Source organism: Citrobacter sp. JGM124, from assembly GCF_018257795.1.
In the GTDB taxonomy this organism is placed as follows: domain Bacteria; phylum Pseudomonadota; class Gammaproteobacteria; order Enterobacterales; family Enterobacteriaceae; genus JGM124.
The window spans coordinates 21520-36756 of record NZ_JAERJD010000010.1; the positions used below are offsets into that span (position 1 = coordinate 21520).

Annotated in this window: 11 protein-coding genes; 10 read left to right on the forward strand and 1 reads right to left on the reverse strand. The window is 48.0% G+C overall.

Annotated features, from left to right (window positions below):
• Positions 1-101: 101 nt before the first annotated feature.
• Positions 102-1076: an MDR family oxidoreductase gene (locus tag JK154_RS14420; RefSeq protein WP_211993256.1), complete on the reverse strand. Its 975-nt coding sequence runs from the start codon at positions 1074-1076 to the stop codon at positions 102-104.
• A gap of 193 nt (positions 1077-1269) precedes the next feature.
• Here JK154_RS14420 and csrD point away from each other — a divergent pair, with 193 nt between their 5' ends.
• From csrD to aaeA, 10 genes are all read left to right on the forward strand, one after another.
• Positions 1270-3222, forward strand: a complete 1953-nt coding sequence (gene csrD / locus JK154_RS14425) for an RNase E specificity factor CsrD (protein ID WP_211993257.1) — start codon at positions 1270-1272, stop codon at positions 3220-3222.
• Between the two features lie 305 nt (positions 3223-3527).
• A complete protein-coding gene (mreB, locus tag JK154_RS14430) occupies positions 3528-4571 on the forward strand; it encodes a rod shape-determining protein MreB (protein WP_211993258.1) in 1044 nt (347 codons plus the stop codon).
• Positions 4572-4636: 65 nt separating this feature from the next.
• Positions 4637-5644, forward strand: coding sequence for a rod shape-determining protein MreC (gene mreC / locus JK154_RS14435; RefSeq protein ID WP_211993259.1), 1008 nt, complete (start codon positions 4637-4639; stop codon positions 5642-5644).
• Positions 5644-6132: a rod shape-determining protein MreD gene (gene mreD / locus JK154_RS14440; protein ID WP_211993260.1), complete on the forward strand. Its 489-nt coding sequence runs from the start codon at positions 5644-5646 to the stop codon at positions 6130-6132. The genes mreC and mreD overlap by 1 nt, the downstream gene beginning before the upstream one ends.
• Before the next feature lie 8 nt (positions 6133-6140).
• A complete protein-coding gene (locus JK154_RS14445; protein WP_211993261.1) occupies positions 6141-6734 on the forward strand; it encodes a Maf family protein in 594 nt (197 codons plus the stop codon).
• On the forward strand, positions 6724-8193 hold the full coding sequence (rng, locus tag JK154_RS14450; protein WP_211993262.1) for a ribonuclease G: 1470 nt from the start codon (positions 6724-6726) through the stop codon (positions 8191-8193). The genes JK154_RS14445 and rng overlap by 11 nt, the downstream gene beginning before the upstream one ends.
• 52 nt (positions 8194-8245) lie before the next feature.
• Positions 8246-12034 (forward strand): AsmA2 domain-containing protein YhdP, encoded by a 3789-nt coding sequence (gene yhdP / locus JK154_RS14455; protein WP_211993263.1) that lies wholly within the window; start codon positions 8246-8248, stop codon positions 12032-12034.
• A gap of 299 nt (positions 12035-12333) precedes the next feature.
• Positions 12334-13779 (forward strand): metalloprotease TldD, encoded by a 1446-nt coding sequence (gene tldD, locus JK154_RS14460; RefSeq protein ID WP_211993264.1) that lies wholly within the window; start codon positions 12334-12336, stop codon positions 13777-13779.
• Positions 13780-14086: 307 nt separating this feature from the next.
• Entirely contained in the window at positions 14087-14290 is a 204-nt protein-coding gene (gene aaeX / locus JK154_RS14465) for a p-hydroxybenzoic acid efflux pump operon protein AaeX (protein WP_211993265.1), read from the forward strand.
• A gap of 7 nt (positions 14291-14297) precedes the next feature.
• Entirely contained in the window at positions 14298-15230 is a 933-nt protein-coding gene (aaeA, locus tag JK154_RS14470) for a p-hydroxybenzoic acid efflux pump subunit AaeA (protein WP_211993266.1), read from the forward strand.
• Positions 15231-15237 lie beyond the last annotated feature (7 nt).

Here is a 15237-nt window from a genome sequence, read left to right on the forward strand (position 1 = left end):
GAGAGTGACAGCATGAATGAGATGACGCTGATTCGCGAATATGTCACAAAAAATTGAAATTTAGACCCGAGACAGAATTATCTCGAGTCTGACGGAAAGTATTAGTTGATTCTTACCAGTGTCCTGCCATGGCTCTTATTTTCCATAATAGCGCTGGCGTATTCAGGGGCCTGAGCGAGGGTTATTTCAGTTGCCGCTTGTTGATAGAAGCTCTCTGGTAGTTCCCGGGCAAGTCTGGCCCAGGCGGCAAAACGGCGGGATGCTGGAGTCATCACCGAATCAATGCCTTGCAGACGGACGTTACGCAGAATAAAGGGCATTACCGTGGTTGGCAGGGAAGCGCCGCTGGCTAAACCACAAGCAGCAACACAACCCCCGTAGTTCATTTGTGCCAGCACTGTTGCCAGTATCTGACCGCCAACAGTATCAATAGCACCGGCCCAAGTCTGCTTCTCCAGCGCTCGGGATTCGGTAAATGCCTGTCTGTCCAGAATGCGAGTGGCACCTAATTTTTTCAGATAGTCGTGAGTACTGGTTCTGCCTGAGACAGCAACAACCTGATAGCCTCGTTGGTGTAACAACGCGACAGCCGTACTGCCGACACCACCACTAGCACCTGTGACGACGACTTCACCGCTTTGTGGTGTGACGCCCGCTTCTTCTAGTGCCATAACACACAACATAGCAGTAAAACCGGCGGTACCAATGATCATGGCTTTACGTGCATTCAGCCCTTCTGGCATGGGGACTAGCCAGTCTGCATTGACCTGCGCCAGTTCCGCCAGTCCACCCCAGTGGTTTTCACCGACTCCCCATCCTGTTAGCAATACGGATTGCCCGATGTGATAGCGACCATCTTCACTGCTATGAACTTTACCCGCAAAGTCGATTCCTGGAATCATTGGGAACTGCCGGATGATTTTCCCTTTTCCTGTGATGGCGAGTGCATCTTTGTAATTTAATCCGGAGTATTCAATTTCGACCGTGACAGTATCGGCGGGGAGAGCTGACGTCTCTAATACTTTCACCGCTGCGTGGGTTTGACCTTCATCCTGTTCCAGAACTAATGCTTGCATGACAAATCCTCGAGTACTTACGTTTAAATTAACTTAGCAAACTATACTTAACGCCGTTGCATAAAAGCGATTAATCTCAATGAATGTGTCGATTGTTATCGTTATATTTGTAAACTTTTGGCGTTTAGTGTCGTGATGTATCTGAGATTATGAAGGATGATAATGAGATTTATGTTGACTGGCTGGAGTTAATATGAGGACGAAATTAACAGCAAAGCTTTCTGTTTTAATGACTTTATTAACCGGATTAACACTTATTGTTATCCTGGTTGGTTGTTCATTAAGCTTTCTCTATTTTACTCAGCAAAAAGTGGAGCAGCGCGTTATTACCATCGCATCGATGATTGATATTCACTTGGTTTCATCGTCACCTGAAATGTTAAGGCCCTGGCTGCGTGAGATGATGGTTTTGTCTGATATTAAAGGGATTAGCCTGATCAGCGACAATGGTGATGTTTTCAAATATACACTACATGGCAATGCTTTATCTGACCCATCACAAGATCATCTGAGTCAGATAACGGTGAGTTTAATCCATCATCCGGGCGCATATGTCACTCTGACTTATCAGAACATTATTGGTAGTTACTACAAATCAATGCTTCCTATTATTCCTCTTTCCGTGGGCGGTGGACTTGTCATTTTAATTCTACTGTTGTTCCTGCTTCTGTATCGGTTGAAAGCGTTTTTGATGGGGCAAGAATTACTTGAGAACCGCGCTCGTAAAATTGTTATCGGTGAGCGTGGCAGCGAAATGAAAGGTTCTGTGCAGGAGCATCCAACGGCCACCGGTAGGGCTCTGGATATATTACTCAGCGATTTACAAATAGCCAATGAACAACGAAATCGCCTGGATACATTAATTCGTGCTTTTGCTGCACAGGATGCAAAAACAGGACTCAGTAATCGGCAGTTTTTTGAAAATCAATTATCTACCTTACTGGATGAACATACCCAAGCCGGTGTCTATGGCATGGTGATGATTATTCGTCTACCTGATTTTGAACAGTTGCGAGATCTGTGGAGCAGTGAGCTGGTTGAAGACTATCAGTTTACCTTAATTAATCTGCTCTCTACTTTTGTTTTGCGATATCCCGGCGCAATACTGGCACGCTACGTTCGTAATGATTTCGCAGTACTCCTCCCATATCGCAGCTTGAAGGAGGCTAATGGGTTTGCCAGTCAGCTACTTAATGGGATTGATGCCCTGCCATCGACGCGTATGGTAGATAAAGAGAATATGCTGCATATTGGCATCTGTGCCTGGAGGAACGGACAAACTAAAGAGCAGGTGATCGAACAAGCGGAAATTGCTACCAGGAATGCGGTACTTCAGGGGGGGAACAATTGGTGCGTTTATGACGAAAACTTGCCTGATACTGGGCGTGGAAGCGTGAAGTGGCGTACTTTATTGGAGCATACGTTAAAACATGGGGGACTCAGGTTTTATCAGAAGCCGGCGGTAAACTTCCGGGGTGTGGTACTGCATCGTGATATCCAGTGCCGTATTTTAGATGGTGACCAGGAGATACTTCCTGCGGAGTACATGTTGTTAGTGGAGCAGTTTGGCCTGTCTGAACAATATGACCAGCTTGTGATCTCACGTTTACTGCCATTGCTGCGTTTATGGCCGGACGAAACATTTGCGATTCCGATTACGGTGACCTCCTTACTCTGTCGAACTTTTCAGCTCTGGTTACAAAATACGTTAATGCAATGTGAAAAATCACTGCGTTCACGGATTATTTTTGAACTTGCAGAGGAAGATGTGTGTCAACACATCAGTTCGTTGTCTTCTGTTGTGAGACTCATCGTTGCCCTGGATGGGCAGATTGCCGTGATTAATGCCGGGCTTACGGTCGTCAGCACCCCTTATATTAAGGCGCTGGACATTAATTTGGTTAAACTGCATCCGGCAGTAGTGAGAAATATCGGTAAGCAGGCTAAGAATCAGTTGTTCCTTCAGAGCTTAGTTGAAGCATGTAATGGAACTCGTGCTCAAGTCTTTGCCTCTGGCGTGAGATCGCTCAGTGAATGGCGAACGTTGATTGATAATGGTGTAGCCGGTGCGCAGGGTGATTTTATTGCTGCCGCCCAGTTGCTGGATAATGACGTGAAAAAATATTCGAAAAGATATTCGGTTTAACCTGCTGTTTGCCATTATTTCACGTAGAATAACGCCCGCTGCATCTTAAGGGGACATGCATGTTTGCCGATCAGATTATCGCAGCCGTTGTAAATCGGTTTGTTACTGTGAGCGAAACGTTTATCCCATCATGTTTGCTGCATTTTTGTGCACATCTTGTAGAGATGTTTCAGATGTGTAACAACTGTAGTGAACTGCACTATTTTTCACCGTTGTAGAACATTTTTCCGCCTTGTCGCTACAACGAGTGGTTGGTAAAGTAAGCGGGTTTTTATCCGCCCCAGCTTTCAGGATTATCCCTTAGTATGTTGAAAAAATTTCGTGGCATGTTTTCTAATGACTTGTCCATTGACTTGGGTACCGCGAATACCCTTATTTATGTTAAAGGACAGGGCATTGTATTGAATGAACCATCCGTCGTGGCGATTCGTCAGGACCGCGGTGGTTCCCCAAAAAGTGTGGCAGCTGTTGGTCATGAAGCCAAGCAGATGCTGGGTCGTACGCCGGGTAATATTGCGGCGATCCGTCCAATGAAAGATGGCGTTATTGCTGACTTTTTTGTGACCGAAAAAATGCTCCAGCACTTTATTAAGCAGGTTCATAGCAACAGTTTCATGCGTCCAAGTCCACGTGTGCTGGTGTGTGTTCCTGTCGGGGCAACTCAGGTTGAACGCCGTGCTATTCGCGAATCAGCCCAGGGCGCAGGTGCGCGAGAAGTCTTTCTGATTGAAGAGCCTATGGCAGCGGCTATCGGTGCAGGTTTACCCGTTTCTGAAGCAACTGGTTCGATGGTTGTGGATATCGGTGGGGGAACAACTGAAGTTGCGGTTATCTCTTTGAATGGCGTGGTGTACTCTTCATCGGTACGTATTGGCGGTGATCGCTTTGATGAAGCGATTATCAATTATGTCCGTCGTAACTATGGATCTTTAATTGGTGAAGCCACTGCAGAACGTATTAAACATGGTATTGGTTCTGCCTATCCTGGTGATGAAGTTCTGGAGATAGAAGTTCGTGGCCGTAACCTGGCAGAAGGTGTACCGCGAGGTTTTACCCTGAATTCAAACGAGATCCTGGAAGCATTACAAGAGCCTTTGACCGGTATCGTGAGTGCCGTCATGGTAGCCCTGGAACAATGTCCGCCAGAACTGGCCTCTGATATCTCTGAGCGCGGAATGGTGTTAACAGGTGGTGGTGCGTTACTGCGTAACCTCGATCGTTTGTTAATGGAAGAAACGGGGATCCCAGTAGTAGTTGCAGAAGATCCATTGACCTGTGTAGCCCGAGGTGGCGGCAAGGCTCTGGAAATGATCGACATGCACGGTGGCGACTTGTTTAGCGAAGAGTAACCGTCTCCGGTACAGGGAAGCCAGTGGGCTTCCCTTGCTTGTTGGTTTGGGAATACGCATAGCCTATGAAGCCCATTTTTAGCCGTGGACCGTCGCTACAGATTCGCCTTATTTTGGCAATCTTAGTGGCGATTGGTGTCATCATCGCCGACAGCCGTCTGGGTATGTTCAGTCAAATCAGAGCATACATGGATACTGCGGTTAGCCCTTTCTATTTTATCTCTAACGGTCCTCGTGAACTGCTCGATAATGTGTCTCAGACCATCACTTCACGTAACCAGCTGGAACGTGAGAATCGGGTTTTGCGTCAGGAATTGATCCTGAAGAATAGCGAACTGCTGATGTTAGGCCAGTATAAGCAGGAGAACTCTCGCCTGCGTGAGTTGCTCGGTTCCCCCCTGCGGCAGGACGAACAAAAAATGGTCACCCAGGTCATCTCGACAGTGAATGATCCTTATAGTGATCAGGTGGTCATTGATAAAGGCAGTGTCAATGGCGTTTACGAAGGACAGCCCGTTATCAGTGATAAAGGCGTTGTTGGCCAGGTCGTGGCTGTGGCAAAACTGACGAGTCGCGTTCTATTGATTTGTGATGCAACGCATTCGCTACCGATCCAAGTTTTGCGTAATGACATTCGTGTCATCGCCTCTGGTAATGGCTGTACTGATGATCTACAGCTTGAGCACCTTCCTGCGAATACTGATATTCGTGTCGGTGATGTGCTGGTCACTTCTGGCCTGGGGGGACGCTTCCCTGAGGGTTATCCGGTTGGGGTCGTTTCTTCCGTTAAGCTTGATACCCAACGTGCTTATACCGTCATTCAGGCTCGTCCAACGGCTGGATTACAGCGTCTGCGTTATCTGTTATTACTGTGGGGAGCCGACAAAGAAGGCCTGACCCCAATGCCGGCGCCTGAAGTACATCGGGTGGCAAATGAACGTTTAATGCAGATGATGCCACAGGTATTACCCTCTGCTGATGCCATGGGACCACCGGCCCCCGTCGCTTTACCCGCACCGACACCCGCCCCTGTGAATGGGGGAAGTCAGCCCCGAACAGCAGGGGAACACTAGTGGGACGTTATCGCAACCAGGGGCGTTGGGTTATTTGGATCTCTTTTCTCATTGCTTTGCTTTTGGAAGTGATGCCCTGGCCGGATGATTTAAAGTTATACCGGCCTGATTGGGTCTTACTGATATTGCTATACTGGATCCTGGCACTGCCGCATCGCGTCAATGTCGGGACGGTGTTTGTGATGGGCGCCGTCATGGATTTAATCAGTGGCTCCACACTGGGAGTGCGTGCGTTAGCACTAAGTATTATCGCCTATCTGGTCACATTGAAATACCAGCTTTTCCGTAACCTTGCCCTGTGGCAACAAGCATTAGTGGTGATGCTGCTTTCACTGATTGCCAATATAATCATATTTTGGTCAGCATTTTTAAATGCCAATGTCGCTTTTCAGCCAGAAGTTTTGTGGAGCAGTGTAGTGAATGGCATCCTGTGGCCGTGGATTTTCCTTCTGATGCGTAAAGTTCGCCAACAATTCGCTGTGCAATAAAGGTAATTATGGTTACGTTATATTTAGCCTCTGGTTCACCCCGTCGTCGGGAGCTCCTGACTCAGCTGGGAATTACTTTTGAACAGTTAATTCCAGATGTCGAAGAAAAACGACAACCCGATGAAAATGCAGAGCGGTATGTGCGACGTTTGGCGGGTGAAAAAGCCCGTGCAGGCGTGCAGCTGACTGAGCAGGATTTGCCAGTACTGGGTGCCGATACTATCGTTGTGCTCGACGGTGAAATATTAGAAAAACCACAGAGCTGCGAGCAGGCCGCTGATATGCTGCGTCGGCTATCAGGGCGGCAGCATAGCGTCATGACCGCGGTCGCTGTTGCTGACAGTAAGCAATGGCTTGATACCCTGGTCGTCACTGACGTGCTGTTTCGTTCTTTATCGGAACAGGATATTGCCGATTATATCGCGACTGGTGAGCCGATGGATAAAGCCGGGGCTTATGGCATTCAGGGGCTCGGTGGGGGTTTTGTCCGAAAAATTAATGGCAGTTATCACGCCGTGGTGGGGTTACCCCTGGTGGAAACAAATGAATTGCTGAGTGATTTTCACACGTTACGGGATCGACGAGGAAAAGATGACGGCTGAATTATTAGTCAATGTGACCCCTTCAGAAACACGGGTCGCATATATTGACGGCGGAATACTGCAGGAGATCCATATTGAACGTGAATCACGTCGTGGTATCGTCGGAAATATCTACAAAGGTCGCGTAAGCCGGGTATTGCCGGGTATGCAGGCGGCATTTGTAGATATTGGCCTGGATAAGGCCGCTTTTCTCCATGCATCCGATATTATGCCACACACGGAATGCGTGGCGGGAGAAGAGCAAAAAAACTTTAGTGTTCGTGATATTGCCGAGCTGGTACGTCAGGGACAGGATCTGATTGTCCAGGTGGTAAAAGATCCACTGGGTACCAAAGGTGCGCGGCTGACGACAGATATTACGCTGCCTTCGCGCTATCTGGTATTTATGCCGGGGTCGTCCCATGTTGGTGTTTCCCAGCGAATTGAAAGCGAACAAGAACGCGAACGTTTAAAGCATATTGTCAGCGAATACTGTGATGAACTTGGTGGCTTTATCATTCGTACCGCTGCTGAAGGGGTTTGTGAAAGTGATTTATCCTCTGATGCTGCTTATCTGAAACGTGTATGGACTAAGGTCTGCGAGCGTAAAAAACGGAATAAAACCCGCTGCCAGCTCTACGGCGAACTGGCATTGGCTCAACGTGTATTACGTGATTTTGCAGATGCCGCGCTGGACAGAATACGTGTTGACTCCCGTTTAACGTATGACCTTTTACTGGAATTTACTGCGGAGTATATGCCGGAAATGACCAGTAAAATTGAGCATTACGGCGGCCGTCAGCCCATATTCGATCTTTATGATGTGGAAAATGAAATCCAGCGGGCGTTGGAACGCAAAGTGGAGCTGAAGTCTGGTGGCTACCTGGTTATCGATCAAACGGAAGCAATGACCACGGTAGATATCAATACCGGAGCCTTTGTTGGGCACCGCAATCTTGACGACACCATTTTTAATACCAATATTGAAGCGACTCAGGCTATCGCCCGTCAGCTACGTTTGAGAAATCTTGGCGGAATTATCATTATTGATTTCATTGATATGAGTAATGAAGATCATCGACGCCGAGTTTTGCACTCACTTGAGCAGGCCCTGAGTAAAGATAGGGTGAAAACCGGAATTAGTGGTTTTTCTCAGCTTGGTTTGGTCGAGATGACCCGTAAACGAACACGCGAAAGTGTTGAGCATGTACTGTGCAATGAATGCCCAAGTTGTCATGGACGGGGGACGGTAAAAAGTGTTGAAACCGTCTGTTATGAAATCATGCGTGAAGTCGTACGTGTGCACCATGCCTACGATTCAGACCGTTTCCTGGTTTATGCTTCACCTTCAGTTGGTGAGGCGTTAAAAAGTGATGAATCTCATGCTTTAGCTGAGGTCGAAATCTTTGTCGGTAAACAGGTGAAAGTACAGATAGAACCGCTCTATAACCAGGAGCAGTTTGATGTGGTGATGATGTAAATCTCTTGGCGAGATTTATCTCATTCACCACAGAACTAGCAAGGAGAAAGATGTGAGGCGACTGCCAGGCATATTGTTGCTCACGGGTGTGGGACTGATCGTGATTGTCGCACTACTTGTGAGCGGCCTACGGCTAGTGCTGCCGCATCTTAATGCGTGGCGTCCGGCGCTATTAGAAAAATTAGAGAGGGTCACCGGCGTTCCTGTTGAGGCGAGCCATATTGAAGCCAGCTGGCAAAGCTTTGGGCCGACTCTGAATGTGGAAGATATCCATGCATCCCTGAAAGAGGAGGGATCATTAAGTATCAAGCGTGTGACGTTAGCCCTTGACGTCTGGCAAAGCATATTGCATGCCCGCTGGCAGTTCCGCGATTTAACCTTTTATCAACTGCAAATGCACATCAATACGCCGATCAGTACTGCTGGTGGCGGTGATGGGCTGGAAGCCAGTCAGGTCAGTGATCTTTTTTTACGCCAGTTTGATCATTTTGATCTCCGCGATAGCGTTTTTAGTTTCCTGACACTTTCAGGACAACGTGCTGAACTGTCGATTCCGCAGCTAACCTGGCTGAATAATCAAAGTCGCCACCGCGCTGAAGGGACGGTAAGCCTGTCGAGTTTTAATGGGCAGCACGGCGTCGCGAATGTGCGACTGGACCTGCGGGATGAAAATGGTCTGCTGGATAGCGGTAAAATCTGGTTACAAGCGGATGATGTTGATGTGAAGCCTTGGTTCAGTCGTTGGATGACTGACAACCTCGATTTACAGAGCGCGCGTTTCAGTCTTGAAGGCTGGATGGACATTAAAGCAGGGGGGATCCTGGGTGGCAACGTCTGGCTGAAGCAGGGGGGAGCTAGCTGGGCAAGTGACGGGAGCACTGCACATCATCTTTCTGTTGATAACCTGATGGCTCAGATAAGTCGAGAACCGTCGGGCTGGCAGCTGATTATCCCTGATACCCGCATTACACTCGATGACCATGCATGGCCTAAAGGGCGCCTGGAGCTTGCCTGGTTAAATGCCTCCGGCGAAGCACTCGGTGATGAAGTCCGTGTGCGTGCCAGCAATATGGAGCTGGTGAACTTTAATGGTTTGTTGCCTATTGCTGCACGTTTTTCCCCTGAGTTAAGTGACATATGGAAAACCATGCAGCCACAGGGGCATATTGATTCAGTTGCGCTGGATATTCCCCTCGACCACCCAGATAAAACACGTATGCAGGCACGCTGGGATAATGTCAGCTGGCAACAGTGGAAACTATTGCCGGGGGTGGAGCATCTGTCTGGAAGTATTGAAGGTAGCCTGCCTGATGGTAAGCTGAGTGTTCAGGTTGCTGATGGCAGAATGCCTTATGAAAAGGTTTTCCGTGCACCCTTGGAAATAGCAAAAGGCAGCGCTAGCCTGGGGTGGAAAAAAGATGAAAAAGGGTTTGAACTAGAAGGAAAAAATATCGATGTCCAGGCTATCGGTGTCTGGGCTCGCGGAGATTTTCGTTATCTGCAACCGGCGCAGGGTGAGCCCTGGTTAGGGATTCTGGCAGGGATTAAGGCGAGTAATGGCGGCGAAGCCTGGCGTTATCTTCCGGAAAATTTAATGGGGAAAGATCTGACAGATTACCTGAGTGCTGCCATTCAGGGAGGGCAGGCAGATAATGCGACGCTGACTTTTGGTGGTAATCCTGATTTATTCCCCTTTACCCATAATGAAGGTCAATTCCAGGTCTACGTTCCATTACATCATGCTGTTTTTGCTTTTCAGCCAGACTGGCCAGCGCTGAAAAACTTTGATATCACACTCGATTTCATTAATCAGGGATTATGGATGAAATCGGATGCTGTCGCGTTAGGTGGTGTAACCGCCCACCATTTAGCTGCATCTATTCCAGATTATGAAAAAGAGAAATTACTCATTGATGCCGATATCAATGGCCCTGGTGCAGCGGTGGGGCCTTATTTTAAAGATACCCCACTTGATAACTCTCTTGCCGCAGCACTCGATGACCTGCAGATCAGCGGCGATGTGAATGCCCGCTTACATCTCGATATTCCGTTAAATGGCCAGCAGACCCTTGCTTCTGGTGAGGTGACCCTCGATAACAACACACTGTTGATTAAACCCCTGGAGAGTACTCTGCACCATTTAAGTGGCAAGTTCAGCTTCATGAACGGTGACTTACGCAGTGAACCCTTGCAGGCAACGTGGTTCAGTCAGCCTGTTGCGCTCAATTTTTCCACACAAACGGGGCCAAAAGATTATCAAATTGACGTCAGTCTTAATGGTGACTGGCAGCCGAATAAGATGGATATCTTTCCCGATAGTATAAATAAGATGCTCAGTGGCAGTATGGGCTGGACAGGTCAGGCTGGAATCTCATTACCCTATAGTGGAACCCCCCATTATGAGGTCAGTCTGTCAGGCAATTTGAAGAATGTGAGCAGTCACTTACCTGCGCCGCTGAATAAAACCGCCGGAGAAGCATTACCCTTAAATGTGGCGGTGAAGGGGTCATTAAAAGAATTTACTTTGAGCGGTAATCTGGGGGCAACCGATCATTTTGCCAGCCGCTGGTTGTTGCATAAAAAACTGACGCTGGACAGGGCCATTTGGGCCACTAATAGCAAAAATGTGCCAGCATTACCGCCATCGAACAGTGTTGAGCTCCATTTACCGGCTATCGCTGGGGAGCAATGGCTGGGGCTGGGGGGGCAAAATAGCGCACATGCGGACAATAATTTATTAGTATTACCGACTACTGTAACACTACATACCCCGGTTTTATCATTAGGTGGGCAACAGTGGCATGATTTGATGCTGATGACGCAATCCACTTTAAATGGTGCACAGTTGGTTGCCAAAGGGCGTGAGATTAATGCCACCCTTGATATACACAAGAATGCGCCCTGGCAAGCGGCTATTAGTTATCTCTATTTCAATCCTGACTGGGCTGCAAAGGGGGATCAACACCATGAGGATAGTGGGCTGTTTTCAACGTCTGAGCTCAACTTCCGTGACTGGCCAAGTTTGAGTCTGCGCTGTGCTGAGTGCTGGTTACTGGGGCAAAAATATGGCCGTATTGACGGTGATTTTATTGTCAAAGGGGATGTCCTTGAACTGGATAATGGATTGATAGATGCAGGATTTGCTCGTTTAACGGCGGCAGGTGAGTGGGTGAATAAGCCGGGCGGTGTCCGTACTGCGCTAAAAGGGCAGTTAACAGGTAAAAATATTGGTGAGGCGGCTAATTTCTTTGGTTTCAGCATTCCGCTACAAGAGTCCCCTTTTGATGTAAACTACGACCTGCATTGGCGTAATGTGCCCTGGTTACCTGATGAAAGCTCGCTGAGTGGTATTTTGAAAACACACCTGGGCCGAGGAAAAATCGAGTCAGTGGGGACGGGGCGTGCAGGGCAGTTATTACGTCTGGTAAGCTTTGATGCCCTGTTGCGAAAATTACGCTTTGACTTCAGGGATACTTTCGGCAGTGGTTTCTACTACGATAGTATTAATAGTACTGCCTGGATAAAAGAGGGTATCTTCCATACAGATGATACCTTGGTTGATGGCCTGGAAGCGGATATTGCCATCAAAGGCGAAATGAATTTGGTACGGCGTGAACTTAATCTGGAAGCTATTGTTGCACCTGAGATCTCTGCAACTGTGAGTGTAGCGACCGCTTTTGTGGTGAATCCTATTATTGGGGCTGCGGTATTCGCGGCGAGCAAAGTGCTGAGTCCGCTGTGGAGTAAGGTTTCTATCCTGCGTTACAGCATCACAGGCCCAGTGGATAAACCGCAGGTTAATGAAGTATTGCGTCAGGCGGCAGCCAGTGAAGTGAAGTAATGCTGGTGGATGCCGTCACGAGATTATCGTTTGAACTTCAGGCATGTTAGTCATTTTCGCATCACCTTAGGGGCTGACATGAGTCTGCAAGGTGGTTTTTGCGTTGCGGCCTTTCTGAAGTTTGATCATTGAGCACCTGTATTTATTATATTTCAAACAGACAGGTCCGTTCTTAACGGCTGAGTCCCTTTAGCGTATCAGGGACGTCAGAGTCGTTTATCCTGGCTATCTGCGAGTTGAATTATCTAGAGTTCCACCTTTTTTCGCCTCAGGCGAGAAGTAATAAGAGTAGCGAAGCGATGAGTCTGAACCTGGTAAGTGAGCAGTTGCTGTCTGCAAATGGCTTAACCCATCAAGATCTGTTTTCCATTCTTGGACAGTTATCCGAGCGTCGTCTTGACTATGGCGACCTTTATTTTCAGTCCAGCTATCATGAATCCTGGGTCCTGGAAGACCGTATCATTAAAGATGGCTCCTATAATATCGACCAGGGGGTTGGTGTCCGGGCCATAAACGGTGAAAAAACAGGGTTTGCTTATGCTGACCAAATTAGTTTGCTGGCGCTTGAACAGAGTAGCCATGCGGCACGCAGCATTGTGAGTGAGCAGGGCACTGGACGTACGAAAACACTGGGTGCAATTCAGCAGAGTGCGTTGTATACCCATGTTGACCCCTTAACCAGTATGACCCGCGAAGAGAAGCTCGATATTCTTAAGCGTGTGGACAGTGTGGTACGTGCCACTGATAGTCGTGTCCAGGAAGTGACCGCGAGTCTGACTGGGGTGTACGAACTAATCCTGGTTGCGGCAACTGATGGCACTTTAGCTGCGGATATTCGACCATTAGTGCGTTTATCTGTCAGTGTTCAGGTTGAGCATGAAGGTAAACGTGAACGTGGTTCGACGGGAGGAGGTGGTCGGTTTGGTTATGAATACTTCCTGGAAGACGTCAATGGTGAAGTCCGTGCCGATGCCTGGGCCAAAGAAGCTGTGCGTATGGCCCTGGTTAACCTGTCAGCTGTAGCAGCACCCGCGGGTATGTTACCAGTAGTATTAGGTGCGGGCTGGCCTGGGGTGTTACTGCATGAAGCTGTTGGCCATGGTCTGGAAGGTGATTTTAACCGTCGTGGAACATCCGTGTTCAGTGGACAAATGGGGCAACTGGTAGCATCAGAGCTCTGTACTATTGTTGATGATGGTTCGATACCTAATCGTCGTGGCTCTATTGCCATTGACGACGAGGGCGTGCCAGGACAGTACAATGTACTGATTGAAAATGGTATTCTGAAAAACTACATGCAGGACAAGCTAAATGCTCGCCTGATGGGTGTCCCACCAACAGGCAATGGCCGTCGTGAGTCCTATGCCCACCTGCCGATGCCACGTATGACTAACACCTATATGTTGCCAGGGCAGTCAACACCGCAAGAGATAATCGAGTCAGTGGAATATGGTCTCTATGCTCCAAATTTCGGTGGTGGCCAGGTTGATATCACTTCCGGGAAGTTTGTCTTCTCAACCTCCGAAGCGTATTTAATTGAAAACGGTAAAGTGACAAGCCCTGTGAAAGGGGCCACCTTGATAGGATCAGGCATCGAAGCTATGCAACAGATCTCCATGGTGGGTAATGACCTGGCTCTGGATCATGGGGTTGGGGTTTGTGGTAAAGAAGGGCAAAGTTTGCCCGTAGGTGTCGGGCAGCCAACCCTTAAGGTCGATAATCTGACTATTGGTGGTACCGCCTGACTTGAGGCAAACGGGGCGGGATAATTCCTACCCCGTTTGTAGATGATGAAGAATAAAAACTGCCCTTAAGTTTCTTGATGACGGCAGCGTTAAACTGTTTTCATTGTCTTTGACCTGCTGTTCCCGTTTTCTGTCTACAAGTGGCATAAAAAGCGATTTTGAATCTACCCTCTGGATAACTCGCTTGCAGTTACGCTACTATATTGGCATCAACACTTCATGCAGAATATTGACCCTGTTTTAAGTTTTTTTTTGCTGTTAAATGCTGTCTGATGCTCCGTCTTTAGTTCTATATTTCAGGATTAAAATGAGTCTGTTTCCTGTCATCGTGATATTTGGCCTCTCTTTTCCGCCAATATTTTTCGAGTTAGTTTTGTCCATGGCTCTGTTTTGGCTGGTTCGTCGATTACTGGCTCCAACGGGGATCTATGATTTCGTCTGGCATCCGGCATTATTTAATACTGCGTTGTATTGCTGCCTTTTTTATTTGATTTCGCGTTTGTTCGTTTGAGGTTGCTGTGAAAATACTGGTAAAAAATATCACTCGTCCTGCGATAACTGTTGTGCTGGTCATTCTGGCATGTATCGCTATCTTTCGAGCATGGGCGTTTTATACCGAATCGCCCTGGACGCGGGATGCCCGTTTTTCCGCAGATATTGTCGCCATTGCCCCGGATGTATCAGGCTTAATTAGCGAAGTGAATGTTCGTGATAATCAGCTGGTGAAGAAAGATCAGGTACTCTTCATCATTGACAGGGAACGCTATCAAAAAGCGTTAACAGAGGCTCAGGCTGATGTGGACTACTACCAGGCTCTGGTGTCAGAAAAACGTCGAGAAGCAGGACGTCGTAATAGCCTTGGTAGCAATGCAATATCCCGTGAAGAGATAGACCAATCCAATAACGTATTACAAACGGCTGTTCATCAATTATCCAAATCTGAAGCGTTACGGGATGTTGCCGATTTGGATCTGCAGCGAACAGTTATCCGGGCTCCTGCTGATGGTTGGGTCACGAATCTTAATGTCCATACGGGGGAGTTTATTACCCGTGGTTCTACTGCAGTCGCCTTGGTTAAACAGGACTCTTTTTATATTCAGGCCTATATGGAAGAGACCAAACTGGAAGGTATTCGCCCGGGGTATCGGGTGCAAATCACCCCGCTTGGGAGTAACCAAATTTTGCACGGTACGGTGGACAGTATTTCCGCCGGGGTTGCTAATCCAAGCAGCACCAATGACGCTAAAGGCATTGCCAGCATTGACTCTAATCTGGAATGGGTGCGTTTAGCCCAACGCGTGCCAGTGCGTATTCACCTGGATGAGCAGCCAGGTATCATCTACCCGGCAGGAACAACAGCGACGGTCGTGGTCACTGGGGAACAAGATCGCAGTGCAGAAAAAGATTCTCTGTTTATGAAGCTGATGCACCGTATCCGTGAGATCGGCTGAGTTAGGC

Bases quoted from the DNA above. Each gene is read 5' to 3' on its own strand.
- mreC (WP_211993259.1), top strand. From the start codon at position 4,637: ATGAAGCCCATTTTTAGCCGTGGACCGTCGCTACAGATTCGCCTTATT.
- mreB (WP_211993258.1), top strand. From the start codon at position 3,528: ATGTTGAAAAAATTTCGTGGCATGTTTTCTAATGACTTGTCCATTGAC.
- tldD (WP_211993264.1), top strand. From the start codon at position 12,334: ATGAGTCTGAACCTGGTAAGTGAGCAGTTGCTGTCTGCAAATGGCTTA.
- JK154_RS14445 (WP_211993261.1), top strand. From the start codon at position 6,141: ATGGTTACGTTATATTTAGCCTCTGGTTCACCCCGTCGTCGGGAGCTC.
- rng (WP_211993262.1), top strand. From the start codon at position 6,724: ATGACGGCTGAATTATTAGTCAATGTGACCCCTTCAGAAACACGGGTC.
- JK154_RS14420 (WP_211993256.1), bottom strand. From the start codon at position 1,076: ATGCAAGCATTAGTTCTGGAACAGGATGAAGGTCAAACCCACGCAGCG.
- aaeX (WP_211993265.1), top strand. From the start codon at position 14,087: ATGAGTCTGTTTCCTGTCATCGTGATATTTGGCCTCTCTTTTCCGCCA.
- csrD (WP_211993257.1), top strand. From the start codon at position 1,270: ATGAGGACGAAATTAACAGCAAAGCTTTCTGTTTTAATGACTTTATTA.